The sequence below is a fragment of the Achromobacter sp. NPDC058515 genome, assembly GCF_042721735.1.
Taxonomy (GTDB): Bacteria; Pseudomonadota; Gammaproteobacteria; order Burkholderiales; family Burkholderiaceae_B; genus Achromobacter.
The window spans coordinates 98767-124912 of record NZ_JBHXNI010000004.1 but is presented as its reverse complement, the minus strand read 5'-3'; the positions used below and the strand labels follow the sequence as shown (position 1 = coordinate 124912).

Here is a 26146-nt window from a genome sequence, read left to right as displayed (position 1 = left end):
CGCGCAGGGGCAAATGCGCGGGACACTTCTACCGGTCTTGTCGCCGGCGGCCGGCATGACGAGAACCGCGGCGCCCAGCTCGCCAAGCGAGTAGCCGGATGGGGGCAATCGAGAATTCCATGACTGAAGCAAAGAAGAAGCCTGACTGGGAGCGGATCGAATCCGACTATCGCGCCGGCCTGCTGTCCGTGCGCGAGATCGCCGCGTCGCAAGGCGTGTCCCATGTGGCCATTGCCAAGCGCGCGAAGAAGGAAGGCTGGGAGCGAGACCTAAACGTCAAGATTAAGGCGAAGGCTGACGCGCTGGTTACCAGCCGCACGGTTACCAAGGAAGTTACCAGCGAGCAGGCGGTAACCGACCGGGCGATCGTCGAGGCCAACGCCGAGGTCATCGCCAATATCCGGCTGGGTCACCGCAGCGACATCCGACGCGCCCGGACCCTCTGCATGTCCCTGCTCGACGAGCTGGAAGCGGAGACCGGCGACATCGCCCTGTTCCGCGAGCTGGGGGACATCCTCCGCAGCGAGGACGACAAGGGTCAGGACAAGCGGAACGACGTTTACCAGAAGGTGATCTCCAGCGCGGGCCGAATCGACAGCATGAAGAAGCTGGCCGAGACGCTGAAGAACCTGGTCGGCATTGAGCGGGAAGCCTACGGAATCGTCGAGGCCACCAAGCTGGAACTGAGCAACCCGGACGGAAGCCTCGCGCAAAAGGGGCGAAGCCTCGCGGACTTCTACAGGGATAGCGGTGTTCCAACTCAACCCGGCGCTGAATGACTTCTGGCGCACGCCAAAGCCGTACAAGCTGCTGAAGGGTGGCCGGTTCTCATCCAAGACCCAGGACGCCGGCGGCATGGCTGCGTTCCTGGCGCGCAACTACTCGGTGCGGTTTCTGTGCCTGCGCCAGTTGCAGAACCGGATTGCCGACTCCGTCTATACGGTCGTCAAGGAAAAGATCGAAGCGGCCGGCTGGCGCGACGAGTTCGACATCGGCGTGTCCACCATCCGGCACAAGCTGACCGGGTCGGAGTTTCTGTTCTACGGCCTGGCCCGGAACATCGAGGAAATCAAGGGTACGGAAGGCGTCGACGTCTGTTGGATCGAGGAAGGCGAGGGCCTGACCGAGGAGCAGTGGTCAATCATTGACCCGACCATCCGGAAGGAGGGCGCCGAGGTCTGGGTGCTGTGGAATCCGCACCTTATCACTGACTTCGTTCAGGCCAAGCTGCCGGCGCTGCTGGGCGATGACTGCATCATCAGGCACATCAACTACCCGGACAACCCGTTCCTGTCGGCGACTGCCAGAAGGAAGGCGGAGCGGCTGAAAGAGGCGGATCCGGATGCATACCGGCATATCTACCTTGGGCAGCCACTTTCTAGCGACGATGCCTCGGTCATCAAGTTCCATTGGATCGAGGCCGCGGTTGATGCGCACCAGAAGCTCGGGATTGAGCTTGGCGGCGCGCGGACGGTCGGCTATGACGTGGCCGACTCCGGCGCCGACAAGAACGCCTGCTCGGTGTTCGACGGCGCCATCTGCTGCGAGCTTGACGAGTGGGCGGCACCCGAGGACGAACTGAATCAGTCGACGAAGCGCGCCTGGGCACACGTCCGAAACGGCATCCTGGTGTACGACTCCATCGGTGTTGGCGCCCACGTCGGCTCAACGCTGGCGGATGCCGGGATCAGGGCGGGCTATCACAAGTTCAATGCCGGCGGCGCGGTCATCAGCCCCGACAGGGAGTACGCGCCGAAGATCAAGAACAAAGAAAAGTTCGAGAACCTGAAGGCGCAGGCTTGGCAGGACGTCGCCGACCGGTTGCGGAACACCTACAACGCGGTGACGAAGGGGATGGTGTTCCCCCCTAGCGAGCTAATCAGCATCAGCAGCGGCATCGCCAAGCTCGAGCAGCTGAAGATTGAACTGTCGGCGCCGCGCAAGCGGTACAGCAAACGCGGTCTGGACATGATCGAGACCAAGGAAGAGATGGCCCGGCGCGGCATTCCGTCGCCCAACCTGGCCGACTCTTTCATCATGGGCGCCTGCCCGCACCTAATTGAGCGCAAGCGCGGATTCTTCGGATGAATTTCTTTCGCAAACTGTTCGGGCCGCGTCAGGAGGCAGCGCCGGCGTTGAAGCCGCGCGGCCTTTTTTCCACGCATCGGCATCCGCTGGGCGACAAGGTCGAAGCGCGTTTCGAGATGCCTGCCTTCGAGCAGCCCACGGGCGCGCCCACGGTCGCGTCCGACAACGGCTACATCGGCGAGCGCCCGACGCCCAAGACTGCCAGCTTCACGCCGGTCAACGAGGCGCAGCTGGGCTTCTACGCGGCGGGCAGCATCTTCATCGGCTACCAGGCCTGCGCGATGCTGGCGACGAACTGGCTGATCGACAAGGCGTGCAACATGCCGGCGCGCGATGCGGTGCGCAATGGCTACCTGTTGACGTGTGGGTCGGACGCTGTCTCGGCCCGCCTGATGGCCGGCGACAAGAAGTACGCGGTCAAGCGCCACCTGCGCGAGCTGGTGCACTTCGGGCGCGTGTATGGCGGCCGCATCGTGCTGTTCGATGTCGAGGCGGCCAACCCCGAGGAGTATTACAAGGCGCCGTTCAACCTGGACGGCGTGCAGGCCGGCACGTACCGGGGCATGTCCCAAATCGATCCGAACTGGGTCACACCGGTGCTGACAGAGGACAACCTGAACGACCCGGCCAGCCAGAGCTATTACGAGCCGACGTTCTGGAAGATCAAGGATCGGGTCTATCACAAGTCCCACCTTCGGATCTTCGTGCCGTACCCGGTGCCGGACTACCTGAAGCCGCATTACCGCTACCTGGGCGTGAGCGTGCCTCAGCGCATGATGGAGCGGGCCTACGCGGCGGAGCGCGCCGCCAACGAGGGGCCGCAACTGCTCATGACCAAGCGGCTGACGTCGCTGAATGTTGGCGATGCCGCCCTGACCAACCGCGAGGCGCTGGAGAAGAACTTGGCGGAGTGGGTGGCCTTCCGTGACAACTACGGCGTGCGCGTCGGTGGAGCGGAAGAGACGATCCAGCAGTTCGACACCGCGCTGGGTGACGTGGACACGGTCATCATGACCCAGTACCAGCTGGCGGCGTCCGTGGCGAATGTCCCCGCGACGAAGCTGCTGGGAACTCAGCCCAAGGGCTTCAACGCCACCGGCGACTACGAGCAGTCGGTGTACCGGGAAGACCTGGAGAGCATCCAGTCCAACGACATGACGCCTCTGCTGGAGACGCATTACCGGCTGCTGGCCAAGTCCGAGGGCATCGCGCTTCCGGCCGAAATAGCCATCCAGTGGATGCCGGTGGACAGCCCGACCGCCAAGGAATGGGCCGAGATCGACAAGATCAAGGCAGACCGCGACGCCGCGCTGTTCAACACGGGCGCGATCGATGCGGAGGACATCCGCGACCGCCTGCGCGAAGACCGCGAGGGCGATTACCACAACCTTGAAGACGCCGAGTTCGTAGATGCCGAAGAAAATGGTCACGAAGCGGCGCCAGGCGTGGGGGCAGCAACAACAGGCCAGCCAGTTCAAGGGCGCGGCGCTGGCGTACCCGGTCGCCGTTGAGGGCCGGTACCGGGCCAGCATGGAGTCGCTGATTGACGGCATGCTGGCTGAGTACGACAAGGCACTGCGCGCGCTGTACCGCTCGAATCCCGAGATCACCCAGGACGAGAGCGTCACGACCCAGGCGCGGCGCATCCTGGGCGAGCTGGGGCGGAAGTGGAGCAAGGCCTTTGCCGAGAAGGCTGGCCCGCTCGCGAACCGCACGATCGGCCAGGTCGACCGATTCTCCAAACAGAACCTGGGCGCGTCGCTGCGGGATATGTCGGGCGGCCTGACCATCAAGACGTTCCAGATGCCTGCCGGCCTGTACGACAAGGTCCTAGCCAGCACCGCGGAGAACGTCGGGCTGATCAAGAGCATCCCGGCGCAGTTCCAGGACCGGATCCATGGCATCGTCATGCGTTCGATCCAGTCAGGCGGACAGGGATCGAGCCAGATCTTCGACGAGATCAAGAGCCTGAACCAGGTCACGCGCAACCGCGCCAAGCTGATCGCGGTGGACCAGACGCGCAAGATCACGTCTGCCATGAACGAGGAGCGGATGAAGGCCGCCGGCGTCAAGCAGTTCGAGTGGATACACAGTGGCGGTGGCGCGGAGCCCCGCTCACTGCACGTCCAATACAACGGGCAGACGTTCAGCATGGACAACCCGCCCGTCATCGACAAACGGACGGGGCAGCGCGGCTTCCCTGGCGAGCTGATCAACTGCCGGTGCCGCATGCGCCCGGTCATCGACTTTACCGAGTACCTCGATGAGCAAGCGACAAACTGACGTCAACGGCTACCTGCTGGTGCGCGACAACCCGATCACGAAGGTCGGGGTTTTTCCGTACCTGGGCCGGGAGATCGGCGGGCCGGACGCTGACCGGATCTACCAGGTTTATCGGCCCCAGGAAGAGCTGGAGAACCCGGAGACGATCGCCTCGGCCAACCTGGTGCCCTGGATCGACGAACACGAGTTCCTGGGCGTGGAAGGGACGCCGGCTGAAAAGAAGGGCGTGCAGGGCACCACGGGCGAGACGGCGCGCTTCGAGTACCCGTACCTGCGCAACAGCATCCGGGCCTACTCGGATTTCATGAAGAACCTGATCGACCGCGGCAAGGTGGAGCTTTCGCCCAGCTATCGCTGTCGATACGAATTCAGCGAAGGCGTGTTCGATGGCCAACGGTACGACGCCATCCAGCGCGACATTCGCTTCAATCATCTGGCATCCGTGAAAGAGGGCAGGACGGGGCCGGACGTGGCTGTACAGGACTGCCTCACCATCACCTACGACTCAGCGGAGTTCATCAATATGGAAATCACCCCCGAAATGGAACAAGCATTCCGGGCGTTGATCGAGAAAATCTTGGCGGAAAAAGCTGCCGCTGTCTCGGACAACGACCCGAATAAGGAGGCTGTCACGGACGCGGAAGCGCCGGCGGCCCCCGGCGCCGTCACGACGGAAGAAAAGGACGCCGTCGAGGAAACCGCCGCGGCTGCCGAGCAGGCAACCAGCGCCGTCGAGACGGCCACGGCCGCGATCGAAGAGGTCACGGCTGCCCTGGAGGAAGTCGAGGCTGCTGCCGAAGCAGTGAAGGCCGCGCCGACCGCCGACAGTCGCAAAGCGCTGGACGCCGCCATGGCCAAGCTGGGCGCCGCCAAGAATAAGATCGCCGCGCGCGCTGCGGACGCCCAGGTCATGGGCATGATTGGCACGCTGCGCACCGAGATCAAGGCCAATGACGCCGCCGCGGTGATCAAGCGGATTGCCGACCGCGACGCTCTGGTCAAACGCGTGACCCCGTTCATCGGCGCCTTCGACAGCGCGATGCTGACGTCGGAGGATCAGGTCGCTCGCTACGCCGTCAAGAAGCTGGGCCTGAAGGCGCAGGACGGTGCCGAGCTCGCGGTGCTGCAGGGCTACCTGCAAGCCGCCAAATCCGACGCCGAGAAGATCGTCGGCGATTCCAAAACCGTGCGCGCCGAAGACACGGCCGCCAAAGTCTGGGGCGAAAAGCAATGATCCCGAACACCGCACGAACCTACCTGCTGTCCGGCATCCCGGGCAATATCAGCCATGACGGCCCGACCCGCGCCGCCTCGGCCGTGATCGACTCGGCAACCGAGGCGAACAACATCTTCGGCCGCGCCTTCACGTACAAGGCCGGCACGGACGACGTCGAGGTCGGCGGCGCTGGCGCCTTCGCCGGCATCCTGATCAACCCGAAGGCGTATGCGATCGACACCGACTACGCCCGCAACGCCACTGTCGGTGAATTCCTGACCATGGGCGAGGTCTACGTCCAGCTGGGCAACGACGGCAACATCGGCGACCCGGTGTCGTTCAACACGACCACCGGTGTGATCTCCGCCGGCGAGACCGGCACCGTCATCCCCGGCGCGCACATCGCCCGCCACGAACCCAGCGCCGAGACCCCGCGTCTGGCGGTGATCGCCCTCAATGGCCTGGTGGTCCTGCCCACCCCGGCCGGCGCCTGATCGGAAAGGAACCAGAAATCATGGCAAAAACTCAATCCAAGGTGCACATGCACATGAGCGGCCGCTTGGCCCTCTCGCGCGGCGCCGTCAAGCTGGGCAGCGATGCCAAGATCGGCTTCGAAGACCTGGAGAACCTGGGCGTCGGCGTGCGCGCGATGGACTCGGCCCTGACCGGCCCGGCCGTCACGAACGGCGCGATGCTCGCGCACATGCTCCAGACCTGGCTGCCCGGCACGCTGCGCGTCGTGACGCAGGTGCGCAACATCGACGAGATCGCGGGCATCACGACGGTCGGTCGCTGGGAAGACGAGCTGATCAGCCTGCGCGTTGCCGAGCCGGCCGCCAAGGCTGAGCTGTACGGTGACTCGACCAACATCCCGCTGGCCGACTACCGCCAGTCCATCGAATCGCGCGGCATCGTGCGCTTCGAACAGGGCTTCCAGGTGGGCAAGCTGGAAGACGCCCGCCAGGCCGCCATCGGCTACCAGACGGCGGACGAGAAGCGCCGCGCCGCCACCGAGTCGCTGGACATCAGCCGCAACCAGGTGGGCTTCTACGGCTTCAACCAGCCCGACACCAACGTGTACGGCCTGCTGAACGACCCGAGCCTGCCGGCTTTCGTGTCCGCGACCACGCCCTGGCTGACCGCGAACTTCGACCAACTGGTCGCCGAGTTCACGGGCATGTATAACCAGCTCGAAACCCAGATGGGCGGCGAGCTCAAGGACACGGCGCGCCTGGTCCTGGTGCTGCCGACCGGCTACCGCTCGATCTTCAGCGTGTACAGCCCCGCGGCCTCGGGCATGACGTTCCGCCAATGGCTGAACGAGAACTTCCCGAACGTGCGTGTGGTGACGACCGCCGAGTTCAAGGACGCCAACGGCGGCCTGGACGTGGCCTATCTGTTTGTCGAGAACGCCGCGGATCAGGACGAGTCGGACATCACCGGCGCCAGCCTGATCCAGGCCGTTCCGGTGCGCTACCAAGTCCTGGGCAGCGAGAACCGCATCAAGGGCTACATCGAAGACGCCATCAACGCCACGGCGGGGATTTTCATCCTGCGCCCCTGGGCGTTCGCGCGCCGGACCATCAGCGCGTCCTGATCGTCGCGTACTGAACAGAGGGCCGGGGAAACCCGGCTCTTTTCATTTCTGGAGTCGAAATGTCTCGCATCTATATCTACAGCACGCTCAGCAACGACCAGCGCTACCAGCTCAAGAACGGTCGTTCGGTCCTGATCGCTGGCAAGGCCAACGTGGCCAACAAGCAGTTGGTGACGCCCAAGGGCATGGCCACCGCCATCACCGAAGACGAGTTCAACCTGCTGCAGGAGAACATCGTGTTCAAGGCTCACTTCAAGAACGGCTTCGTGGCGGCCAGCCGCGACAAGTCGGACGCGGAAGCGTTCGCCGCGCGCGAGCTGGCGCCCATGGACAAGTCCGCCCAGGACACCCCGGAAACGGCCAAGAAGCGCAACGCCGGCGGCGCCAAGGTCAAAGACGCCGAGGCCTGACATGGACTTCCCGCTGGCGAAGTTCCGGATCCTGTTCCCCATGTTCATCGCCGTCCCCGATGAGGTGGTGCTGGCCGTGGCGGAATGGGCGCAGTGCTACACCAGCGGGCGCGGCTGTCAGTGCAACGAGCAGCTGTGGATGCTGATCACCGCCCACCTGCTGCAGCTGCGGCTGAATGCCGAGGCGGGCAACGGCGGCGCGCCAGGCGCGCTAGCCTCGGCCACCATCGACAAAGTGAGCGTGTCGTTCCAGGCGCCGCCGGCGACCGACTCTTGGTCGCATTGGCTGAACCTGACGCCCTATGGCCAGCAGTTCCTGGCGCTGTCCAAGAGCTGCGCGGCCGGCGGGCTATATGTCGGCGGCCTGCCCGAGCGCGCGGCGTTTCGCAACGTGGGCGGCCTGTCCATCCGCGGGGGAAGGTTCCGATGAAGGTGGTGCGCAAGGGGGGAACGGAGAAGCTGAAGGCCACGCTCGCAGATGTGAGCAGCAAGCAGATTCGAACCGGGATTTTCCCGGAATCCGTGTATCCCGACGGCACTCCGGTTGCATACGTACTCGCCATTCAGGAATGGGGTTACCCGCAAGGAAACATCCCCGCGCGCCCCGTCATGCGACCGACGGCTGAGCAGAAGAAGGCGGAATGGGGCCGGCAGATCGCCGGTGCTGTGCGCGGCGCCATCGATGGGAAGGTCAGAATCGATCAGGCATTTGATGCATTGGGAGCCCGGGCAGCCGGGGACATAGCCAGAGCGATCTCGTTACTGACCACGCCTCCGCTCAAACCGTCGACGCTCGCCGCACGCCAGTCAAGAAAGAAGACCCCTGGGGTATCCAAGAAGCCCCTGGTCGACACCGGCCAGATGATCCAGTCCGTCAGCCACGTCGTGGAGGATAAATCGTGATTCCAGGAATCAACCTGCTTGGCCTGGCGGCCGGCGTTATCTCGCAACAGTCGCCGGCGTGGCTCAAGTTCAAGGGACGCACCGAGAACGCGCGCGGGCAGTGGGTCAACGAGTACGAGCTGCCCCAGCCGATCCAGGGTTCCTGGCAGCCGGTGAGCGAGTCGACGATCCGCGACCTGGGGCTGGACACCGCCAAGCGCTACTTCAACCTGTACACGTCCCACCCCGTGGAGAACGTGCAGCGCGGCGCGGCGCCGGACCAGCTGATCTATGGCGGGCGCCGGCATGACGTGGTGGGCGGTGCCGACTGGTACACCCAGGACGGCTGGCGCGGCATCCTTTGCGTCGACGTGGGGCCAGCATGAAACAGAAGCAGCTTGAAGCCACCGTCCGGGCCGCGCTGCTGCAGCTGCTGGCCGAGCAGGGCATCAGCCTGCCGGTGCTGGCGGCGTTTCAGCCGACCAAGCAGGGCCGAGTCGACGACGGCATCTACTTTTTTCCGGTCGGCCGGGGTAAGCGCGGCTGGCAGTCGCGCAAGTACCGCGATGACGGCGGCGCGCTAACGGCGACGGAATCCCAAATTAACGAGTCGATGTACCAGTTCCAGGCCTTCGTCGAGGACGACCTGAACGCACCGGAGCAGCTTCTGGCCTCCGACGTCCTGTCGGTGGTACGCGGCGTGCTGCAGTCCATGAAGTTCACGCAGGCAATGACTGCCGCCGGGATTGGCGTGCAGCGTGCGACGGACATCGTGACGCCGTCGTTCGTGAACGACCGGGACAACTTCGACTTCAACCCGAACTTCACCGTCATCTTCACCCACCACCGCAACATCACCCAGGCCACGGCACACATTCAACAGGTTGCGCCGGGCATCCATCGCATTTGAGGAAAAAGACATGTCCATCAAGATGACTCGCTACGTCCGGATCATCAGTGCGGTGATCGGCGCCAATGCCGTCGCCCAGCAGCAACTGACCGGCCGGCGCTTCACCACTGACCCGCGCGTGCCTGTCGGCCAGATCGTCTCGGTGCGCCCGGGTGGTGCGGACGATTATTTCGGCTCGGACTCGCCCGAGGCGGCGTTCGCCCGCCAGTATTTCTCCTACGTCAGCCCGGCCCCTGCCTCGCAGGCGCCCGAGCTGCAGTTTGCTGCGTTCCCGGACGTCGCTCGTCCCGGCCGCGTGTACGGCTACCGGATCTCGGCCAGCCTGGCCGACTTCCAGGCGGTCACGGCCGGCGCCATGAACATCAAGGTCGGCGAGTTCTCCTACGCGCTCACCGGCGTCAACCTGTCGACGACCACAAGCCTGACGAATGTGGCGCAGCTGGTCACGGCCGCGATCGCCACGGCGGCCACCGCCCAGACCGGAACCGCGGCGACGGTAACCTATGACGCGATCGCGGGATCGTTCACGGTCGCGTCCGCTGCGACGGGCCCGGGTGCTGTTGTCGTGTCGCCGGCCACCGGCAGCGATATCGGCGCGATGCTGGCGCTGCAGGGTGCCCAGGCCATCAGTTCGCCCGGCTCCGTTGCCATGACGCCGCTCGAGGCCTTCCGCGCGGCTGAGAACGTCACGGATTCGTTCGGCTCGGCGTCCTTCGGCGCCGCAGTGGACCTGGAAGACGCGATCCCGCTGGCGGAGTACGTCTCCGGCGAGAACGTGAAGTATCAGATGTACTGGTCTGTCGACTCGGTGACGGCCGACGCCTGGAACGCGGCCATGATTGGCACCGCCTCCAACGGCTTGGTCCTGAACGGCACGGCGGGCGAGTACAAAGAGGCGCTGCCGATGGCCGTGATGGCAGCGACGGACTACGACCGCACCAACGCCACCATCAACTACATGTTCCGCCAGTCGGGCGTAACGCTGACGGCGGACGTGTCGGACGACCAGATGGCGGATTTCTACGACGCCCGCCGCGTGAACTACTACGGACAGACGGCCAGCGCTGGCCAGCGCATCGCATTCTTTCAGCGCGGCTACCTGATGGGCGGCGCGACGGCGCCCCTGGACATGTCCGTGCATGCCAACGAGCAATGGCTCAAGGCTTACATGACGGCCCAGCTGATGAGCCTGCTGCTCACCACGAACAAGATCCCGGCCAACAACGACGGCCGCGGCATGGTCATGGCGATCATCCAGGGCGGGGTCAACAAGGCGCTGACCAACGGCACGATCCTGATCGGCAAGACGCTGACGGAGCTGCAGAAAGTTGCGGTCACCCAGCTGACCAACGATCCCCTGGCCTGGCACGACGTGCAGGACAACGGCTACTGGTGCAACGTCAGCATCGAGCAGGAGACGGGCGAGTCGGGCGTGACCGAGTACACGGCCAAGTACACGCTGGTCTATTCGAAGGGCGACATGGTCCGCAAGGTCGACGGCTCGCACAACCTGGTCTGACCGGGCAAGACAACATTTCGGGCGGCCTGCGGGCCGTCTTTCTTTTGAGGATCAGACATGTACGATACTTCCGCTATCGGCGTAGCCGTGCGCTGCGTGGCCAGCGAGTCCTTCCCGTCCGGATTCACCATCACCGCCTTTGCGGATGATGCCGATCCGTTCGACATCCCGGCGATCGACATCGCCACGCCAGCCATGAACGTCAACGGCGATCTGGTGGTCTTCAGCGCCCCGACGCCGATCACGATCACCCTGAACGTCATCCCGGGCAGCGAAGAGGACAACAACCTTGCCGTCATCTTCGAAGCGAACCGCGCCGCCAAGAACAAGCGGCATGCGCGCGACGAGATCACGCTGGTGGCGACCTACCCCGACGGCGCCAGCCTTTCCTTGAGCGAAGGCAAGATGACCAACGGCATGCCCGGCAACTCGCCGGCGTCCGCCGGCCGCATCAAGTCGAAGTCCTACACCTTCGCCTTCCAGAACCTCTCCCGCACTCGCGCGTAAGGCCAAGCCATGGCAGACCTGATCAAACCCCGTGTCGTCATGGTCAAGAACCGTGACGGCGTGGAGAAGGCATTCACCATTTCCCGCCTGCCGGCCACGGTGGCGCGGGAGGTGATCGCCAAGTACCCGCTGTCGAACATCCCCAAGCTGGGCGACTACCAGACCTCGGAAGAGGTCATGAAGAAGCTGATGAGCTATGTGGCGGTGGACCTTGACGGGCGCGAGCAGCGGTTGACCACAGCGGCCCTGATCGACAACCACGTCGACGACGGCATCCAGCTCATGAAGCTAGAGGTCGAGATGATCGAGGAGAACACCGGTTTTTTCGGACTCGGCGGGCAGCGCGGTTTCCTCGATTGCCTGCTGGAAAAGTGTCTCCACTCGATTATGCCAATGCTGACCCCTTTATTGGGTCAATTGTCAGCTCAGGACTCGCCCGACTCGTCGAGCTCAAAACCGTAATTGACCTGGAAGAGGCGATGGACCTTTGGGAAATCGCCACGACCAACAAGGTCAACGAAATCCGCGCGATGGAAGCGGAAAAGAGGAAGTGACATGGCCTTGCTGGACGCCCTGACGTACATCATCGACGCGGACAACTCCAAGCTGAACAAGGAGATCGACAAGTCCGAACAGAAGACCGACGAGTTCGGCAAGTCGATGCTGACCGCCGAGGGGCGCGCCGCCCTGATGGAGCAGAAGATCAAGGGGGCTTTTACCCGGATCGGCGCGGCCATCCTGGCTACCGTTGCCGCCTCCAAGGCCCTGGAGACCTTCAACAACCACGTGCAGACGGTCGAGCAGATCCGCAACACCAGCGATGCGCTGGGCGTGGCGATCGAGGACGTCGACGCGTTCGGCAAGGCCATCGAGCGGATGGGCGGAGACGCCCAGGGCGCGCGCGACTCCCTAACGGACATGGCCGAGTCCATCGGCGAAGCGCTGCAGGACGTGGAATCGGGGCGCGCCAAGACGTTCAAGGCGCTGGGCATCAGTCTCAAGGACGTGAACGGCCAGGCCAAGAATGCCGTGCAGGGCATGGTCGAGCTGGCCGGCGCTGTCGAGGGAATGGGCCGCGAGCAGGCGGTGTTCCGGATCAAGGAGCTCGGCATCACCGACAACCGGTCGGTCGAGTTGCTGCTGAAGGGGCGGCAGGAAGTCGAGCGCATGCTGCGCGTGCAGAAAGAGCAGGGCGTCGTAACCAAGGAGTCCGCCGAACGCGTGCGCGTTTACTCGGAAGCCTTGGCCAAGCTGCGGCAGAGCGCTGGCGTGGCGACGAGCGGAATCGTGGACTGGATCTTGCCGGCGATCACCTGGTTCATCGAAAAGCTGGATTCGGTGGTCACCTGGATGAACCGGCACGACACCTTCGTCAAAGGCTTCTTCATCGGGCTGACGACGATCCTGACGGCGATGTTCCTGCCGGCGGTGATTTCGGCCACCGCGGCGGTGTGGGCGCTGATCGCGCCGTTCCTGGCAGTGGCCGCGCCCATCGCCGCGGTCGTGGCGCTCTTCGCGCTGCTGTACGACGACGTGATGAACTTCCTGGAAGGGAACGATTCACTCATCGGGCAGATCTCGGAGAAGTATCCGATCGTCGGGGAGACGGTCAAGGCGATGGCGCAGGCCGTAACGGCCGCATTCGACTGGGTCAAGGAAGCCTTGGCCGGCGCCTATGACTCGGTCAAGGTGTTCGCGTCGGGCGCGGTGAATTCTTTTGCCGTCATGGGTAAGTCGATAGGCGCCATCTTCCAGGGCGTCGTCGGCGTCGTGAAAAGCGCCTGGACATACATCAGCGGGGTATTCGACAGCGTCTCGTCGGTCATTTCAAGGATTGGGAAGTGGCTGGGATTCGGCAGCGGCGACGACATCGAGGTTTCGGCGTCGACTGTCTCCAAGGGCGTATCGGACGCCGAGGCCAAGGCGGCCGAGAACATGAAGGCGGCGCAGGCGCAGCTTGACCAGGCGTCGGCGAACCCCATGAACTCGATCACGTCGAACGCGATCTCGAACGCCAGCAACACGCACACCGAGACGAACGTCCAGGTCGGCCAGGTCACCGTACAGACGCAGGCAACCGACGCCCAAGGCATCAGCCAGTCGATCGGCGGCGGGTTGAAGGACGAACTCAAGAACTTGCAGGCTGATTCTGCCAGCGGGGTGAAACGGTAATGCAGCTATCAGACAGCCTGTCGACATCCACCCAGCAGCAGGTGACGATCCTCGATGCTGAGAGCTTTGAGACCCTGTTTGCGTCCGCCCATCCGATGCGGGTGGCGGTGAGGGAGGCAAAGCGGGCGACCAAGTTCGCGGTCGAGGATGGCAGCGAGCGGTCGGACCACGTCGTGCGCGAGTTGGTGGAGATCCAGATCGATTTCCTGCTGACCGACGACACGCGCAACCAGTTCGAATCCCTGCGGCAGGCGTTTGACCAGAACAAGCTTCTGACGGTCCAGACGAAGGTCGAGTCCTACGAAAGCATGCTGATCGTGGAGATGCCGCATGACGAGACGCCAGAGCTGGGCATGGCCATCAATGTGCCGGTGCGGCTGCAGGAGTGGCTCGAGGTCAAGCCAGAGTTCGGCGAGCTGCCGCCGGCGAAGGTGGAAAACAAGAGCCAGTCCAGCACGGTTAAGCGGGGCCAGCAGACGTCGGAAGAGTCCGGCGCCAGCACCGAGCGGAAGGGCAGCGTCTTGAGCGGGGTGTTCAAGTGAGAGACATCACCTTGTTGGCGGTGCCGAACCAGACATTCTCGGCCACGATCAATGGCGTCTTGTGGGAGCTGGCCATTAAGGTCGCGCGCGGAACGATGCTGGCTGACGTCCGGCGCGATGGCGTGGACTTGGTCCTGGGCCAGCGAATCATCGCTGAATACCCAATCCTGCCTTACCGCTACCTCAGCCACCAGGGCAACTTCGCCATCCTGACCCGGGACGGTGAACTGCCATGGTGGGAGGAGTTCGGGCGGTCGCAGTCGTTGATCTACCTGGAACCGGCGGAGGTCGGCATCGATGATTGACCTACGCGCTATCCGAATCGGGATCGAAGTATCTGGCCGGATGAACTACTACAGCGCCGCAGATGGCATGCGGATCAAGGCCAGCGGCACCAAGTACGCCAACGCGACGCAGAACGAGTGCAGCGTGACCATCTCGAACCTGCGGCGCGAGACGCGTGACTTCCTGCTGACCGAGACGAGCCCGTTCAACAAGAACCGGACGCCGAAGCGGCTGGTCGTGGAAGTTGGCCGCGTTTCGACGGGGTTGTTCAAGGTCTACACGGGCGACATCATCAGCGCGGAGCCGAGTAGCCCGCCGGACGTGGACATCGTCCTGAAATCCAAGACGGGAAATGCGGCGAACGGCTTGGTGGTGTCCAAGAGCGCGCAGGCAACGTCGAGACTGTCGGCGATCGCCGCGGCGGTGGCCACGGACATTGGCGCCACGCTCGTCTTCCAGGCGCTGGACAAGCTCATCGGCAATTACACCTATACCGGCGGCGCGCTGGGGCAGGTGAACCGCCTGGCCGAGGCTGGTGGGGTCCGGGCCTTTGTGGACGACACCCGGCTGATCGTGCAGGACTTTGACAAGGCGGTCAGCGGCCGGGTCAAGATCCTGAACATGAACAGCGGCATGGTGGGCATCCCGAAGGCGACGGAAAAGGGCGTGGAGGTGACCTACCTGATCGACGGCGAGTCGGTCCTGGGCGGCACGCTGCGCCTGGAGAGCAAGTTCAACCGGTCGCTGAACGGCGACTACAAGATCGATCAACTGAAGTTCGACGTGGCAAGCCACGAAGACCCCTTTTTCTATCAAGCGACATGCAGCCGACTGTAGCCCCCGATATCGACGGCGCCGACGATGGAAGCCTGTCGGGCGTCCTGAAGTCGTGGATCCGTTCGTTCATTCGCGAGAACCTGGATGACATGCTGCCCGCGCAGGTTGTGTCCTATGACGACGCCTCGAACCGGGCGGTAATCAAGCCGCTCATCATGGTCGGCACGACGGACGGGCGCAAGATCGCGCGCGGGAGCATCCCGAACATCCCGGTCTTTCGCTTCGGCGGCGGGGGTTTCTTCATGCGGTTCCCGATCAAGCCGGGCGATTTCGGGTGGCTGAAGGCGAACGACCGCGACGTGTCCCTGATGTTCCAGCGGGGCGGCAGGGAAGACTGGCCGAACACGGAGCGGCTGCATTCGTTCTCGGACGCCATGTTCTTTCCTGACACCATCAAGGACTGGGCGATCGCCGGGGAGAACGCCGACGCCCTGGTGCTGCAATCCCTGGATGGCTCGGTCTGCATCTCGCTGCACGCGGGCGAGGTCCGGATCAAGGCGCCCAAGGCGAAAGTGGAGATACCCGAGACGGAATGGATCGGGAACATAGAGTTCAAGGGGAACGTCGCCACCAGCGGCGGGAACGTGGCGATGGCCGGCGGCACGCTCACACACAACGGCAAGAACATCGGCAGCACGCACACGCATAGCGGCGTGCAGACCGGTGGCGGCAACTCGGGAGCGCCGAATTGATCTCGTTCCAAACTGATGACGACAACGATTTCGTGACGCTGCCCAATGGCAACCTGGCGCTGGTGACGGATCGAGACGCCGTGGCTCAGGAAGCCAAGCATTTCGCGGCCACGGCGCGCGCGGAGATGATCCACGCCTACGACGAGGGCATCCCATTCCTGCGGGAAGCATTCAGCAAACAGCCGAACCTGGCGCAGTTCGAAGCGTCCTTGCGCCGGCGGCTTCTGGGCGCGCCGGACGTCACGGGCATCGTTAGCCTGACCACCCAAATCGAAGGCGAGACGCTGAAGTACACGGCGACGCTCCAAACCACATACGGCACGGTAACGATCAATGGCTGATTACAGTTTCATCGCGAACCGCGGCGTCATCGTCGTGGACACGGCCACCACTCGGGGCCAGGTGGAAGCCGAGTTTCGGGCGGTGTTCGGTGAGGACATGCCGACGGATCCGGCGACGCCACAGGGCATGCTGATCACCCGCATCACCGAGGAGCGGGACGCGATCGCCCGGAACAACGCCGAGCTGGCCAACCAGATCAACCCGAATCTGGCCGGCGGCGTGTTTCTGGACTCTCTCGTCGCGCTGACCGGTGGCAGGCGCCGTAGCAGCGTGAGGTCGCTGATCGTCGGCGCGCTGCTCGGTGGAATCCCCGGCACGAACGTGCCCGCCGGCTCGCTCGCCGAGACCGCGCAGGGAGAGCAGTTCGAACTGGTCACGACGGTCGTGCTGGATTCGGCCGGCGCCGCCTCGGGCAATCTGCGCGCGCTGCAGGACGGCGAGATCGTAGTGCCACCTGGCGGCCTGAACACGGTCGCGTCGAGCGTTCTGGGGTGGGAGACGATCACCAACCCCGTGGCAGCGATTCCGGGGCAGGTGGAGGAGAACGATGTTCTCTTGCGGCGCCGGCGCGCGCAAACGCTGGCGCTGCAGACGACATCGATCAACGAGGCGATCGTGTCGCGGCTCTACAGCATCGAGGCGGTTCGCTCCTGCTACTACCTGGAGAACTACGCCGACTTCGATCAGGTGATCGACGGTATCCCCATGCGCAAGCACAGTATCTGGGCATGCGTGGAGGGTGGCACGGATCAAGAGGTGGCGCAGGCGCTGTTCGAGACCAAGACCGTCGGCGGCGGCTACAACGGCGCGGTCGTTGTCCAGGTTCCGGATCCGGTGAACGGCCGGCTGTACGAGGTGAAGTTCGACCGGCCTGAGGAAATCGCCCTTTTGATCCGGGTGACCGTTCGGGACAGCTCTCTGGACGTCCAGCAGCTGATCCCGGACTTGATCATGAACTACGTCAACGGCGACATCGAGGGCGATGTCAGTTTCGTTGTCGGTAGCGACGTCTCGACGTTCGAACTGGCCAGCGCTATCAACCAGCAGGAACCGACCATCTTTGTGAAGAAGGTAGAACTGTCGGTCGTCGGCTCAGGCACCTGGTCGCCAGACACGATGGAAATCGCGCCCAACGAGATCGCGCGCACGCAGCGAAGTTCCATCCAGGTGGTGATTGCATGAGCGGAACCCAACAATTCGACTTCTCAGTCGACCTAATGCGGTCCATCCTCTGGCAGTACGAAGGCGCCCCGCGCGCTGTCGCGCTGGCGCGGAACGACCAGGTGTGGATCGATGACCACCAGTCAGAGTTCTGGAGAAACTGGCACCGGGACGTCTTCGACCTGGACACGGCGAACGAATTCGGACTTTCAGTCTGGGCCCGGATCCTCGGCGTGTCGCTTGAGATCGGTGCACCGCGGCGGGTGGAAGGTGTGTTCGGGTTCGGGGTGAACAATGCGAACTTCGAGAACGGCAACTTTGGGCGGGCCAGCGACGGCCAGGTAAGCCTCGACATTGAGTCTGCCCGAAAGCTGCTGAAGCTCCGATGGTTCCAACTGACCATGCGGCCAACGGCGCCGAACATCAACCGTGCGTTGGAAAGCGTTTTCGGGATCGGGTCCGCCTTCGTGGCGGATAGCTATGACATGAGCTTGGTGACCTTCTTCTTCTCCCAAGCGCCCGACTACAGGCTGCGGCGCCTGCTTGAGAGGACCGACATCTTGCCGCGGCCCTCAACGGTGGGAGTTGGTTGGAAGGTGCAGATCAAACCGTCGTGGGGCTTCGGCCCCGCACACCTCAATTTCGAAAACGGAAACTTCGGAGCATAAATGGCTACCCGCATCTACAAAACCCCGTTCGCCGCAACTGGCGACAAAGAGGCGCTAGCGACGGCGGACCAACCTGATGGGAAGGTCTCGCTGCAGGCGGGCTGGACGCCCGACTACGAGTTGCCCAACGACAACCCGAACTATCGCCCCGTTGGTCGGGCGGAGATGAACGGCGTCATCAACGAGTTGACGCTTGCTCTTGGTGAAATGCAACTGCATGGCTTCGCCAAATGGCAGACGATCGATGGTGGTTGGCCCTTGGCGGCATACGTGAGCCACAACGGCGTTGTGTACCGTTCCACGGCGGACAGCAATACCGTTGAACCCGCGCCCGGGATTTCGGCATGGTCTCCGTTGCCCACGCGGTCCGGCGCCGCGATGCTGGCCTCCTACGCCACGGCGGGCACCTTCTCGTTCACTGTCCCTGCTGGTGTCTATCGGATCCTGGCTGAGGGCTGGGGTGGTGGCGGTGGCGGCGGCGCCGGTGGCGGGCTCAGCTCCGGCAACGGGGCTGGCTCGGGTGCCTACGGTCTGAAGTGGATCGATGTCACCCCTGGCCAAGTCATTAGCATCGTCGTTGGTGCTGCCGGGGCTGCCGGCCCGTCGGCCGGCATCGGCGGAGGCGCGGGCGGGGCGTCGTCGGTCGGCGCGTTTATGTCCATTCCGGGCGGCGCGGGTGGTGCTGGTGGAGGCACGGGTGGCGGAATCGGCGGCGCTGCCGCGACGGGCGCGGATTTCACCATCCCGGGCAACAACGGCGTGGGCCCGTCAATCTCGAACGCCTCCGGAACGCTCGTCTACGGATGGCCGGGAGGGTCCGCGCCTCGCGGAGCCAGCAACGCACCCGGCCCGGGCATCGCCGTCGGACAGCAAGGGCGCGGTGCGGGCTGCGGTGGCGGCGGTGGCGCGGGTGGATCTTCGACGCAATCGATCGGCGGCGCGGGTGTCGCCGGCCAAGTTCTGATCTGGGGCTGAGTATGCGAACCTATGCGAGAGTCAGTGAAGGCCTTGTCGTTGAGCTGTTCAGCACCGATCAGGAAATGGCCGAGTTATTTCATCCGGCGCTGGTATGGGTAGATGTGAGCGACCTGGCTCCTAAACCCGCAGAGGGCTGGTCCTACGAGGGCGCTCGATTTCTCTCGCCGCCTCCGCTTGGCGAAGAGGCCGTCGCTGCTCAGGTCGACGCCACGAAGTCGGCTCTGATGAGCATGGCCGCGTCGGCTATCGCTCCGCTGCAGGACGCGGTGGATCTGGGGATTGCGACCGAAGAGGAAGCGGAGTTGTTGCGTCAGTGGAAGACGTACCGCGTGCTACTGAACAGAGCAGCGGAGCAAGAGGGGTATCCAGGCGAGGTAAAGTGGCCTGTGTCCCCCTCTTAACACGGCTCTAATTCACCGAGCGGCGACACCGTGGGAGACGTTGGAAAAGATCTGTTGAGCAACTATGGACGAGCCGAACACAGAAAGATGGTCGTCATCTCGGTAGGCTAGTTTTCCGTCTCTCATGGCCCAGCAATATTCATCGTCGCATAGGATCCGGCTCGGGTCGACGACCTTCACTGTCGGGAAGCTTGCGGCGACTTTTTCGACTATGGCTCGATAGGCGGTATTCCGCAGATCGTATTCAGACCTTGGGATAGCGCACGGGTCCTTAGGTTTTCCCGTAATTGACCATGGTCGGGCGGGCACGCAAGCGCGAGGGTTAAATCCCATTTCTGGAACGTCAATCACGAATATGATCGTCTTTCCGGACTTCGATAGGCGTGAGAATGTCTTGCGCATACCGGCTTCAAACACCTCGCTGAAGTTGGCCGCATTGGGTGCGTCTGGCGAAGTCAGCACCCAATCATATCCCTCGTTATAGCCCTTCCCCGTGATGTATAAGGGCCCCCGAGAAGACAGGACTATCGTTCGGACAGAGGGATGGTTTTCGCTAAATTCCAACGCGCGATTCGTATAGTCCGCGCAGTAGTCCGTCTTGCCCCGCTCGAAAGAGGACACGTCGAAGAACGGGGTGCAACCACCCCTGGCGAAATTGACCACCACGTCGTCGTTGGAATCCGCAGCCTGGGCGAGCCCGGGATAGAGGGCGTTGCTATGCGAGTCCCCCAAAAGGGCGATCGTCGGTTCGGCGCGCTTCGAGAGATTGCAGTGCTCGCCGGCCAATTGGGGAAAAGCATTGGCGCAATCTTGGTTGAAGATCAGACCATCCCATCCGAACTGTAAATTGGCTTCAATGAGTCGCTCTTGCCTGAAGCTGAACCCATTATTGAGATTGGTCGAGTAGCCCACACCAGCGATAACGATCATCAGGCCGCAAAGTGCCGGTGTGGCAAACGACTGACGATCGCCGTAACGGATTGGCCGCTCGACGAAGCGATAGGTCACCCACGCAAGTGCAATAGCGATGGCAACCGCGCTCGCCCTGATGGTTGGGCTGGGTGTGGATGATTCAACGATGCGGGCAAATGAAAGTAGGGGCCAGTGCCAAAGGTACAACGGGTAGCTGATCAATCCGAAGAACACGGCGACCCGGTGCGATAGTATTTTCCTGTTGACCCACGCTCGAGGGCCAGCGGCAATTAGGAGAAAGGCGCCCGCAACCGGCGGTACAGCCCACCACCCCGGAAACAGAACCTGTTTGCTTACCGCGCCCGCGGCGGCGAGGATGAGGAAGAGCCCCGCCAGCGATGCGACGTCATTGAGGCGGTTCCCTTGAAGACTCACCGGTGCACGATCCCGACAGGTTTGCACGAACTTCGCAGTGCTCGATTGCGAAAAGACCTGGATATAGCTCAGGATGCACCCTGCCATGATTTCCCAGAATCGATATTGAGGCGAGAAAAATACCCGAACCGAATCAGTGGAGATGGTCGTGACATTGAGAACAAAAGACACTAAAGCGATCGTGGTGATGCTGATCAACAGGTTTATGCGGACCCGCCATAGAAGCCAGATCAGGATCGGATAGACGATATAGAACTGCTCTTCTACGGCAAGCGACCAAAGGTGCATCAGCGGCTTGAGTTCGGATACCGTGTTGAAGTAGCCGTCTTCAAACCACAGGGCAAAATTCTGGATGAATCCGGCTCCTGTGGCGATGTGTTTGCCGAGCTGCGTGAACTCTTAGGGTAACAGCACAAACCAGCCCGCGGCGAACGAAGCGGCCAGCACCAGAAGCAATGCCGGGAAAATCCGCTTAACCCGGTGGCCATAAAAGGTCGCAAAGCTGAAATTCCCATTCTGCAGCCCGCGGAAGATGATTCCGGAAATCAGGTATCCGGAGATGACGAAAAACACATCCACGCCGACGAAGCCTCCTCGGAGGAAGTCGGGGAAGGCGTGAAAGACTACAACGGCAAGTACGGCCACCGCCCGGAGGCCGTCGATATCGGCTCGGTATTCTCGTTTTTGTTGTGGTAAAGCCATTACAGACCAGCTCCTACGCTCTGTGCGACGGGTCAGAAAATTGTCACGATCCGGAATTGTAAGAGAACTTCGAAAAACCCAAAGCCCGCTTCGGCGGGCTTTTTCACGTCTATAGGGGACGCGATGTTGTCGCTTCAAAGGAATTTCCATGGCTGACGAGCATCTGTCCGACGCCTTTATCAAGTCGCTGCACGCGCGCGTCGTGCAAATGGAGCAAGACATGGCCCACAACGCGGAAGCCACGGCGCGGAACACATCGTCAATCGAGACGATCCGGCAGAACACGCAGGACATCGTCGACACGTTCCAGGCGCTGTCTGGCGGGTTCAAGGTCTTGCAGGGCCTGGGCAGGGTGGCGAAGCCGCTGGCCTACATCGTGGGCCTGGGCACAGCAATCATCACGGCCTATTCGGCATGGAGGGGAATCAAATGATTTTGGGCAGCCTGAAACGGAAGCTGCTGGCGGCCGGCAGCGCCGGCGCGATTGCCATCGCGGGCGTGCTGGTCGCACACTTCGAGCCGGGCAAGGTGCGCGGCAAACCCTACATCGACCCGGTGGGTGTGCTCACCGTATGCGACGGACACACTGGGGCGGACATCGACCCGAAGCGGATCTACACGGATGCCGAATGCGACGCCTGGCGCGACGCAGATCTGGCCGAGGCCGACGCGGCGGTGCGGCGTCTGATCACGGTGCCGCTGAACGAGTGGCAGCGCGCGGCGCTGATCGACTTCACCTACAACCTCGGCGCAGGCAATCTGGCCTCGTCCACCATGCGGCGCAAGTTCAACGCGCGCGACTATGTCGGCGGGTGCGCCGAGCTGAACCGCTGGGTCAAAGGACGTCAGGGCGGCGTGCTTGTCACGTTGCCGGGCCTGGTTACGCGCCGGGAGGCAAACACATGGGTCTGCTTGCAGCAATGACGGGCTGGAAGGGCTACGCAGCAGCCGCAGTGCTCGGCGTGCTGCTGTTTGGGGCCGTAGTGGTGGAGCGCCAGTGGTACGGCGCCCAGCAGTACCAGGCCGGCGCCGACGCGAAGCAGGCGGAAATTGAAAAGCGCCAGGCCGCCATTGAGCGCGCGTGGCAGGAGGAAAGGGATCGTGCTGATGCCAAACACCGCGGCGCCGTCCTGGCGCGAGAGGCTGCTGAAAAGACTGTTGTCGCTCAGCGTGGTCGCATTGACGGGCTGCTGCGCCAGCTCGCCCAGCGGCGCACCGAGGCTACCGGAACCGGCGGCGGACCTGATGCAGCCGGCCCCGACTGGATCGGAATTATTGGATCGTGTGTCGGACGATATGAGCAGCTGGGAAAAGATGCTGCACGATGGGCTGACCAAGTGAACGGCCTGCAGGGCTATATCAGGGGGCTGGGCGCTGCGCCCTAGACCGCGTCCGCCCGGCTGGCACGCCAGAACCAATGGCTGAACTTTCCGCGCTTGGCCTTCTGTTTGCGGAAGGTGAGCCGCACGCGCCCGGCGTGGCCAGCGTCGACCTCGGCGAAGTGGTCGCGATCCTCTGCCGTTTCGGCCGGCGGCAGCGTCTTGATGGCCTCGGCCACGTACTGGCCCTGCACCTGTTCCAGGATTCCGTTGTCGTTCATGGCTCGTTATGTACTGGTTGAGCATCCAGTATATTCCCGCATTAAATGGGGGTTGATTGCCGGGCGTTTGAACGATGCGGCCGCACATTTGGGGTTCTCCGCAGGTACTGTATGACCTACTGGATATTAGATGCTGTCTAATAATCCGTCCAAAACGCCCCAAAGAAAAAAGCCCCCACTTACGTGGAGGCCCTTGAATTCTTTGGTGGCGCATCCCTGATTCGAACAGGGGACCTGCGGATTATGATTCCGTCGCTCTAACCGGCTGAGCTAATGCGCCATCGCTTCGTTGTTTTGCCCGAGTTTTGATCGGGTTTTTCTTCACACATCGCTTTGCGTTGCAACGGGTGGCTAACGAAGAACGAAATTCTAGCATGAAATTTTTGGGGCGCGCAAGCGGGCCAAACCGCGAAATTCAGGGGCGCATTTCAGGCGTCGCGCGCAAGCCGGATACCGGAGAACTGCCAGCGCGCCTCCGGCGGGAAAAAATTGCGGTAGGTGGCTCGGATGTGGTCGCGCGGCGTCACGCATGAGCCCCCGCGCAGCACGTATTGATTGCACATGAACTTGCCGTTGTATTCGCCCACGGCGCCGGCGTCGGGCCGGAAGCCGGGGTACGCGTCGTAGGCGCTGGAAGTCCATTCCCAGGCGTCGCCAAAAAGCTGCACCGGGCCGCCCGAGCCATTGCGGGCGGGCGCGGGGCGCGGGTCCAGGTGGCCGTTTTCCAGCATATTGGCGCGGGCTGAGAATGTACCGTCCGCCAACTGCCGGGCCGCGTGCTCCCATTCGGCTTCGCGCGGCAGGCGCACGCGGGCCCAGCGGGCGTAGGCGTCGGCCTCGAAATAGCTGAGGTGGGTCACTGGCGCCTGCAATTCCAGGTCTTGCATGCCGCGCAGCGTGAAGACGCGCCATTGGTCGCGTTCGCCCTCCCAGTAGAGCGGCGCGCGCCAGCCTTGGGCGCAGGCGAGTTCCCATCCCAGGGACAGCCAGAGTTCGGGCCGCTTGTAGCCGCCGTCGCGGATGAAGGCCAGGTATTCGAGCTGCGTCACCAGGCGGTCGGCCAGGTAAAACGGAACCAGCAGCACCTCATGGGCGGGGCCTTCGTTGTCGAAGCCGAAGTCTTGCCCGTCGTGGCCGATGCGCGCGATGCCACCGTCGTAGCGGGTCCAGCCTACGGGCGTCGCGGGAGGCAGGGCGGGCGAGCCTGTCGCCACGTAGGCGGGCTTGAGCGGGTTGCACGAGAGCATGTGCTTGATATCGGTCAGGATCAGTTCCTGGTGCTGCTGCTCGTGGTTCAGGCCGAGTTCAAGCAGCGCGTCGAAGGCCGGGTCGTTGCCGCCCAGGCGCGAGATCAGCGCGTGCATGGCGTCGTCGACGTGCTGCCGGTAGCGCTGCACGTCGGCCAGCGCCGGGCGCGACAGCAGGCCCCGCTGAGGGCGCGGGTGCTTGGCGCCGATGGCGTTGTAATAGGAATTGAACAGCATGCGGTACTGCGGATGGAACGCCGCGCAGGACGGATCGAAACGCGAGATCAGGAAGGTCTCGAAGAACCAGGTGGTGTGCGCCAGATGCCATTTGACGGGACTGCAGTCGGGCATGGACTGCACCTGGCAGTCCTCCGGACTGAGGGGGGCCGCCAGGGCCGTGCTGGTGGAGCGCACGGCGTCGTACCGGTCGTGCTGCCCGGCTTGTCCCGTGGCGTACGGCCCGATGGCGGGATGAGTCAGCAGGCAGGCAGGTTCCATGGCGATCCTCCAGTGGCGTTGTGGGTGGTTCCGCGTCAGGCGCGGGCGCTGAAAACCGAAAACCAGCCGCGCGTATCCGACCAGTGCGCCACATCGCGATAGCCCGCGCTTTGGAGCAGGTCGCTGAATGCCAGCGGGGTGAACTTGTAGGAATTCTCCGTGTGGATGCGTTCGCCGGCGCTGAACTCGCGCTCGCCGCCCGGCCAGGCCACGCGCAACGCGCGCCGCGCTTCCAGGTGCATTTCGATGCGGGACCTTGCACTGTTGAAGATCGCCACGTGGCGCCAGTCGTCCACATCGAAGTCGGCGGCCAGCACACTGTTCACGTGCCGCAGCAGGTTCAGGTTGAACGCCGCCGTCAGATGCAGCGCATCGTCGTAGGCGGGTTCCAGCACTTGCCTGGACTTGACCCGGTCCACGCCCACCAGCAGCCCTCCGCCCGGGCAGGCCTCGCGGATCCGCCGCAGCATTTCGTAGGCGTCGTCAGGGCCCAGGTTGCCGATGCTGGACCCGGGGTAGAAGAACAGCCGCTGTTCGTGGGGGATGCCGTCGGGCAGCGCAAGCGTGTGGGAAAAGTCCTGGCCGACGGCGGTGATGCTCAGGTCGGGATAAGAGAGCTTCAGCCTGCGCACCGCGGCCTGCAGGTAATCGGCCGAGATGTCGACGGGCACGTAATGGCTGGGCCGCAGGCTGGGAAACAGCCGTTCCGCCTTGACGCAATCGCCCGCGCCCAGGTCGATCAGCGCCTGCACCGGGCCGATGTGGCGCGCGATGTCGCCGCCATGGCGCTGGAAGATTTCGGCTTCGCAGCGCGTGGGGTAGTACTCGGGCAGCTGCGTGATGGCGGTAAAGAGCGATGAGCCCAGCGCGTCGTACAGGAACTTGGGATCGATGTGGGCAGGTTGGTCCATCAGCCCGTCGCGCAATTCGATCTGCTCGGCGCTGGGGCGTTGAAGCTGCCGCGCAAGGAATTCCGGCGCGACGGGGGCAAGAAGTGCAGAGGGGGAAACCATGCGTTCAGTTCCTTTTCGGGGCGGTTGAAGCGCATTGCAAAGGCTTATTGTGGCGGTTGAAGGGGTTCAGGTGTCAAGCGCTAAGCCACTGAATGCAATGGACTTTTACGAAATCGGAGATGCGCGCCGGGCCGTGCCGGGGGCGCATCCGGCGTATGCCGGCCCACGGCCGGCCAGGACTCCCAGCAAGTTTCGGTCCGCTGAAATATAGGTTTACGGCTGGTTGCGAAAGCTCGGGCGCGGCAGCCC

The 26146-nt window shown here is 63.3% G+C and carries 32 protein-coding genes, 1 tRNA gene and 1 pseudogene; 28 read left to right on the top strand and 6 right to left on the bottom strand.

From position 1 onward, the window contains the following. Positions 1 to 119: 119 nt before the first annotated feature. The 25 genes from ACFWP0_RS09170 (at position 120) to ACFWP0_RS09050 (ending at position 19490) form a co-directional block, all read left to right on the top strand. Entirely contained in the window at positions 120 to 779 is a 660-nt protein-coding gene (locus ACFWP0_RS09170) for a hypothetical protein (protein ID WP_377841388.1), read from the top strand. Next, positions 751 to 2088: a PBSX family phage terminase large subunit gene (locus tag ACFWP0_RS09165; protein WP_377841386.1), complete on the top strand. Its 1338-nt coding sequence runs from the start codon at positions 751 to 753 to the stop codon at positions 2086 to 2088. The genes ACFWP0_RS09170 and ACFWP0_RS09165 overlap by 29 nt, the downstream gene beginning before the upstream one ends. Beyond that, the gene (locus ACFWP0_RS09160) at positions 2085 to 3599 is read left to right on the top strand and encodes a DUF1073 domain-containing protein (protein ID WP_377841385.1); all 1515 of its coding nucleotides are present in this window, start codon (positions 2085 to 2087) and stop codon (positions 3597 to 3599) included. Before ACFWP0_RS09165 ends, ACFWP0_RS09160 begins: the two co-directional genes overlap by 4 nt. Continuing rightward, on the top strand, positions 3499 to 4371 hold the full coding sequence (locus ACFWP0_RS09155) for a minor capsid protein (RefSeq protein WP_377841383.1): 873 nt from the start codon (positions 3499 to 3501) through the stop codon (positions 4369 to 4371). The genes ACFWP0_RS09160 and ACFWP0_RS09155 overlap by 101 nt, the downstream gene beginning before the upstream one ends. Continuing rightward, entirely contained in the window at positions 4352 to 5605 is a 1254-nt protein-coding gene (locus ACFWP0_RS09150) for a DUF2213 domain-containing protein (protein WP_377841380.1), read from the top strand. The genes ACFWP0_RS09155 and ACFWP0_RS09150 overlap by 20 nt, the downstream gene beginning before the upstream one ends. Beyond that, on the top strand, positions 5602 to 6081 hold the full coding sequence (locus ACFWP0_RS09145; protein WP_377841379.1) for a hypothetical protein: 480 nt from the start codon (positions 5602 to 5604) through the stop codon (positions 6079 to 6081). Before ACFWP0_RS09150 ends, ACFWP0_RS09145 begins: the two co-directional genes overlap by 4 nt. Positions 6082 to 6101: 20 nt before the next feature. Then, on the top strand, positions 6102 to 7184 hold the full coding sequence (locus ACFWP0_RS09140) for a major capsid family protein (RefSeq protein WP_377841377.1): 1083 nt from the start codon (positions 6102 to 6104) through the stop codon (positions 7182 to 7184). Positions 7185 to 7243: 59 nt separating this feature from the next. Then, positions 7244 to 7594 (top strand): hypothetical protein, encoded by a 351-nt coding sequence (locus ACFWP0_RS09135; RefSeq protein ID WP_377841376.1) that lies wholly within the window; start codon positions 7244 to 7246, stop codon positions 7592 to 7594. Between the two features lies 1 nt (position 7595). After that, positions 7596 to 8024 (top strand): DUF4054 domain-containing protein, encoded by a 429-nt coding sequence (locus ACFWP0_RS09130; RefSeq protein WP_377841374.1) that lies wholly within the window; start codon positions 7596 to 7598, stop codon positions 8022 to 8024. Further along, positions 8021 to 8497, top strand: a complete 477-nt coding sequence (locus ACFWP0_RS09125) for a hypothetical protein (RefSeq protein ID WP_377841372.1) — start codon at positions 8021 to 8023, stop codon at positions 8495 to 8497. The genes ACFWP0_RS09130 and ACFWP0_RS09125 overlap by 4 nt, the downstream gene beginning before the upstream one ends. Then, positions 8494 to 8862 (top strand): phage collar protein, encoded by a 369-nt coding sequence (locus ACFWP0_RS09120; protein WP_377841370.1) that lies wholly within the window; start codon positions 8494 to 8496, stop codon positions 8860 to 8862. The genes ACFWP0_RS09125 and ACFWP0_RS09120 overlap by 4 nt, the downstream gene beginning before the upstream one ends. Next, positions 8859 to 9386 carry a phage gateway protein gene (locus tag ACFWP0_RS09115; protein ID WP_377841368.1) on the top strand — a complete coding sequence of 176 codons (528 nt, stop codon included), beginning with the start codon at positions 8859 to 8861 and terminating at the stop codon, positions 9384 to 9386. Before ACFWP0_RS09120 ends, ACFWP0_RS09115 begins: the two co-directional genes overlap by 4 nt. Positions 9387 to 9396: 10 nt before the next feature. Further along, a complete protein-coding gene (locus tag ACFWP0_RS09110) occupies positions 9397 to 10905 on the top strand; it encodes a DUF3383 domain-containing protein (RefSeq protein ID WP_377841367.1) in 1509 nt (502 codons plus the stop codon). A gap of 57 nt (positions 10906 to 10962) precedes the next feature. Next, positions 10963 to 11412, top strand: a complete 450-nt coding sequence (locus ACFWP0_RS09105; RefSeq protein ID WP_377841365.1) for a phage tail fiber protein — start codon at positions 10963 to 10965, stop codon at positions 11410 to 11412. A 9-nt stretch (positions 11413 to 11421) separates the two neighbouring features. Then, positions 11422 to 11874 (top strand): hypothetical protein, encoded by a 453-nt coding sequence (locus tag ACFWP0_RS09100; protein ID WP_377841363.1) that lies wholly within the window; start codon positions 11422 to 11424, stop codon positions 11872 to 11874. Between the two features lie 93 nt (positions 11875 to 11967). Next, the gene (locus ACFWP0_RS09095) at positions 11968 to 13584 is read left to right on the top strand and encodes a phage tail tape measure protein (protein ID WP_377841362.1); all 1617 of its coding nucleotides are present in this window, start codon (positions 11968 to 11970) and stop codon (positions 13582 to 13584) included. Next, entirely contained in the window at positions 13584 to 14126 is a 543-nt protein-coding gene (locus ACFWP0_RS09090; RefSeq protein ID WP_377841360.1) for a phage baseplate protein, read from the top strand. Before ACFWP0_RS09095 ends, ACFWP0_RS09090 begins: the two co-directional genes overlap by 1 nt. Continuing rightward, positions 14123 to 14431: a hypothetical protein gene (locus ACFWP0_RS09085; protein WP_377841359.1), complete on the top strand. Its 309-nt coding sequence runs from the start codon at positions 14123 to 14125 to the stop codon at positions 14429 to 14431. Before ACFWP0_RS09090 ends, ACFWP0_RS09085 begins: the two co-directional genes overlap by 4 nt. 40 nt (positions 14432 to 14471) lie before the next feature. Next, positions 14472 to 15248: a baseplate hub protein gene (locus tag ACFWP0_RS09080; RefSeq protein WP_377841357.1), complete on the top strand. Its 777-nt coding sequence runs from the start codon at positions 14472 to 14474 to the stop codon at positions 15246 to 15248. Further along, entirely contained in the window at positions 15233 to 15940 is a 708-nt protein-coding gene (locus ACFWP0_RS09075; RefSeq protein WP_377841355.1) for a Gp138 family membrane-puncturing spike protein, read from the top strand. The genes ACFWP0_RS09080 and ACFWP0_RS09075 overlap by 16 nt, the downstream gene beginning before the upstream one ends. Continuing rightward, complete coding sequence (locus tag ACFWP0_RS09070; RefSeq protein ID WP_377841353.1) at positions 15937 to 16281, top strand: hypothetical protein; 345 nt, start codon at positions 15937 to 15939, stop codon at positions 16279 to 16281. The genes ACFWP0_RS09075 and ACFWP0_RS09070 overlap by 4 nt, the downstream gene beginning before the upstream one ends. Next, positions 16274 to 17464, top strand: coding sequence for a baseplate J/gp47 family protein (locus ACFWP0_RS09065; protein WP_377841351.1), 1191 nt, complete (start codon positions 16274 to 16276; stop codon positions 17462 to 17464). The genes ACFWP0_RS09070 and ACFWP0_RS09065 overlap by 8 nt, the downstream gene beginning before the upstream one ends. Beyond that, entirely contained in the window at positions 17461 to 18111 is a 651-nt protein-coding gene (locus ACFWP0_RS09060; protein WP_377841349.1) for a DUF2612 domain-containing protein, read from the top strand. The genes ACFWP0_RS09065 and ACFWP0_RS09060 overlap by 4 nt, the downstream gene beginning before the upstream one ends. Beyond that, on the top strand, positions 18112 to 19086 hold the full coding sequence (locus ACFWP0_RS09055) for a hypothetical protein (protein WP_377841347.1): 975 nt from the start codon (positions 18112 to 18114) through the stop codon (positions 19084 to 19086). A gap of 2 nt (positions 19087 to 19088) precedes the next feature. Beyond that, positions 19089 to 19490 (top strand): tail fiber assembly protein, encoded by a 402-nt coding sequence (locus ACFWP0_RS09050; protein WP_377841345.1) that lies wholly within the window; start codon positions 19089 to 19091, stop codon positions 19488 to 19490. A 12-nt stretch (positions 19491 to 19502) separates the two neighbouring features. Here the strand turns inward: ACFWP0_RS09050 and ACFWP0_RS09045 are convergent, their stop codons facing one another. Together ACFWP0_RS09045 and ACFWP0_RS09040 are read right to left on the bottom strand one after the other, a co-directional pair. Continuing rightward, entirely contained in the window at positions 19503 to 20420 is a 918-nt protein-coding gene (locus ACFWP0_RS09045; protein WP_377841859.1) for an SGNH hydrolase domain-containing protein, read from the bottom strand. Positions 20421 to 20498: 78 nt separating this feature from the next. Further along, positions 20499 to 21539, bottom strand: a pseudogene (locus ACFWP0_RS09040) (acyltransferase family protein); the annotation flags it as partial. Positions 21540 to 21687: 148 nt separating this feature from the next. Here ACFWP0_RS09040 and ACFWP0_RS09035 point away from each other — a divergent pair. The 3 genes from ACFWP0_RS09035 to ACFWP0_RS09025 are packed head-to-tail and all read left to right on the top strand — an operon-like array spanning position 21688 to position 22924. Then, positions 21688 to 21972: a hypothetical protein gene (locus tag ACFWP0_RS09035; RefSeq protein ID WP_104145880.1), complete on the top strand. Its 285-nt coding sequence runs from the start codon at positions 21688 to 21690 to the stop codon at positions 21970 to 21972. Next, entirely contained in the window at positions 21969 to 22463 is a 495-nt protein-coding gene (locus ACFWP0_RS09030) for a lysozyme (RefSeq protein ID WP_377841343.1), read from the top strand. Before ACFWP0_RS09035 ends, ACFWP0_RS09030 begins: the two co-directional genes overlap by 4 nt. After that, on the top strand, positions 22442 to 22924 hold the full coding sequence (locus ACFWP0_RS09025) for a hypothetical protein (RefSeq protein WP_377841342.1): 483 nt from the start codon (positions 22442 to 22444) through the stop codon (positions 22922 to 22924). Before ACFWP0_RS09030 ends, ACFWP0_RS09025 begins: the two co-directional genes overlap by 22 nt. Here ACFWP0_RS09025 and ACFWP0_RS09020 read toward each other — a convergent pair. The 4 genes from ACFWP0_RS09020 to egtD form a co-directional block, all read right to left on the bottom strand. Next, positions 22921 to 23139 (bottom strand): hypothetical protein, encoded by a 219-nt coding sequence (locus ACFWP0_RS09020; RefSeq protein WP_377841341.1) that lies wholly within the window; start codon positions 23137 to 23139, stop codon positions 22921 to 22923. The genes ACFWP0_RS09025 and ACFWP0_RS09020 overlap by 4 nt on opposite strands. A gap of 203 nt (positions 23140 to 23342) precedes the next feature. Further along, positions 23343 to 23419, bottom strand: a tRNA-Met gene (locus ACFWP0_RS09015). A 148-nt stretch (positions 23420 to 23567) separates the two neighbouring features. Then, the gene (gene egtB / locus ACFWP0_RS09010) at positions 23568 to 24884 is read right to left on the bottom strand and encodes an ergothioneine biosynthesis protein EgtB (protein ID WP_377841339.1); all 1317 of its coding nucleotides are present in this window, start codon (positions 24882 to 24884) and stop codon (positions 23568 to 23570) included. A 35-nt stretch (positions 24885 to 24919) separates the two neighbouring features. Further along, positions 24920 to 25897 carry an L-histidine N(alpha)-methyltransferase gene (gene egtD / locus ACFWP0_RS09005; RefSeq protein WP_377841338.1) on the bottom strand — a complete coding sequence of 326 codons (978 nt, stop codon included), beginning with the start codon at positions 25895 to 25897 and terminating at the stop codon, positions 24920 to 24922. Between the last annotated feature and the right edge of the window lie 249 nt (positions 25898 to 26146).

Coding starts and splice junctions, on each gene's coding strand:
- ACFWP0_RS09155 (WP_377841383.1), top strand. CDS start 3,499: ATGCCGAAGAAAATGGTCACGAAGCGGCGCCAGGCGTGGGGGCAGCAA.
- ACFWP0_RS09055 (WP_377841347.1), top strand. CDS start 18,112: ATGGCTACCCGCATCTACAAAACCCCGTTCGCCGCAACTGGCGACAAA.
- ACFWP0_RS09035 (WP_104145880.1), top strand. CDS start 21,688: ATGGCTGACGAGCATCTGTCCGACGCCTTTATCAAGTCGCTGCACGCG.
- egtD (WP_377841338.1), bottom strand. CDS start 25,897: ATGGTTTCCCCCTCTGCACTTCTTGCCCCCGTCGCGCCGGAATTCCTT.
- ACFWP0_RS09145 (WP_377841379.1), top strand. CDS start 5,602: ATGATCCCGAACACCGCACGAACCTACCTGCTGTCCGGCATCCCGGGC.
- egtB (WP_377841339.1), bottom strand. CDS start 24,884: ATGGAACCTGCCTGCCTGCTGACTCATCCCGCCATCGGGCCGTACGCC.
- ACFWP0_RS09130 (WP_377841374.1), top strand. CDS start 7,596: ATGGACTTCCCGCTGGCGAAGTTCCGGATCCTGTTCCCCATGTTCATC.
- ACFWP0_RS09100 (WP_377841363.1), top strand. CDS start 11,422: ATGGCAGACCTGATCAAACCCCGTGTCGTCATGGTCAAGAACCGTGAC.
- ACFWP0_RS09020 (WP_377841341.1), bottom strand. CDS start 23,139: ATGAACGACAACGGAATCCTGGAACAGGTGCAGGGCCAGTACGTGGCC.
- ACFWP0_RS09140 (WP_377841377.1), top strand. CDS start 6,102: ATGGCAAAAACTCAATCCAAGGTGCACATGCACATGAGCGGCCGCTTG.
- ACFWP0_RS09065 (WP_377841351.1), top strand. CDS start 16,274: ATGGCTGATTACAGTTTCATCGCGAACCGCGGCGTCATCGTCGTGGAC.
- ACFWP0_RS09075 (WP_377841355.1), top strand. CDS start 15,233: ATGCAGCCGACTGTAGCCCCCGATATCGACGGCGCCGACGATGGAAGC.
- ACFWP0_RS09030 (WP_377841343.1), top strand. CDS start 21,969: ATGATTTTGGGCAGCCTGAAACGGAAGCTGCTGGCGGCCGGCAGCGCC.
- ACFWP0_RS09105 (WP_377841365.1), top strand. CDS start 10,963: ATGTACGATACTTCCGCTATCGGCGTAGCCGTGCGCTGCGTGGCCAGC.
- ACFWP0_RS09050 (WP_377841345.1), top strand. CDS start 19,089: ATGCGAACCTATGCGAGAGTCAGTGAAGGCCTTGTCGTTGAGCTGTTC.
- ACFWP0_RS09060 (WP_377841349.1), top strand. CDS start 17,461: ATGAGCGGAACCCAACAATTCGACTTCTCAGTCGACCTAATGCGGTCC.
- ACFWP0_RS09025 (WP_377841342.1), top strand. CDS start 22,442: ATGGGTCTGCTTGCAGCAATGACGGGCTGGAAGGGCTACGCAGCAGCC.
- ACFWP0_RS09170 (WP_377841388.1), top strand. CDS start 120: ATGACTGAAGCAAAGAAGAAGCCTGACTGGGAGCGGATCGAATCCGAC.
- ACFWP0_RS09095 (WP_377841362.1), top strand. CDS start 11,968: ATGGCCTTGCTGGACGCCCTGACGTACATCATCGACGCGGACAACTCC.
- ACFWP0_RS09135 (WP_377841376.1), top strand. CDS start 7,244: ATGTCTCGCATCTATATCTACAGCACGCTCAGCAACGACCAGCGCTAC.
- ACFWP0_RS09080 (WP_377841357.1), top strand. CDS start 14,472: ATGAACTACTACAGCGCCGCAGATGGCATGCGGATCAAGGCCAGCGGC.
- ACFWP0_RS09090 (WP_377841360.1), top strand. CDS start 13,584: ATGCAGCTATCAGACAGCCTGTCGACATCCACCCAGCAGCAGGTGACG.
- ACFWP0_RS09125 (WP_377841372.1), top strand. CDS start 8,021: ATGAAGGTGGTGCGCAAGGGGGGAACGGAGAAGCTGAAGGCCACGCTC.
- ACFWP0_RS09160 (WP_377841385.1), top strand. CDS start 2,085: ATGAATTTCTTTCGCAAACTGTTCGGGCCGCGTCAGGAGGCAGCGCCG.
- ACFWP0_RS09110 (WP_377841367.1), top strand. CDS start 9,397: ATGTCCATCAAGATGACTCGCTACGTCCGGATCATCAGTGCGGTGATC.
- ACFWP0_RS09045 (WP_377841859.1), bottom strand. CDS start 20,420: ATGATCGTTATCGCTGGTGTGGGCTACTCGACCAATCTCAATAATGGG.
- ACFWP0_RS09115 (WP_377841368.1), top strand. CDS start 8,859: ATGAAACAGAAGCAGCTTGAAGCCACCGTCCGGGCCGCGCTGCTGCAG.
- ACFWP0_RS09150 (WP_377841380.1), top strand. CDS start 4,352: ATGAGCAAGCGACAAACTGACGTCAACGGCTACCTGCTGGTGCGCGAC.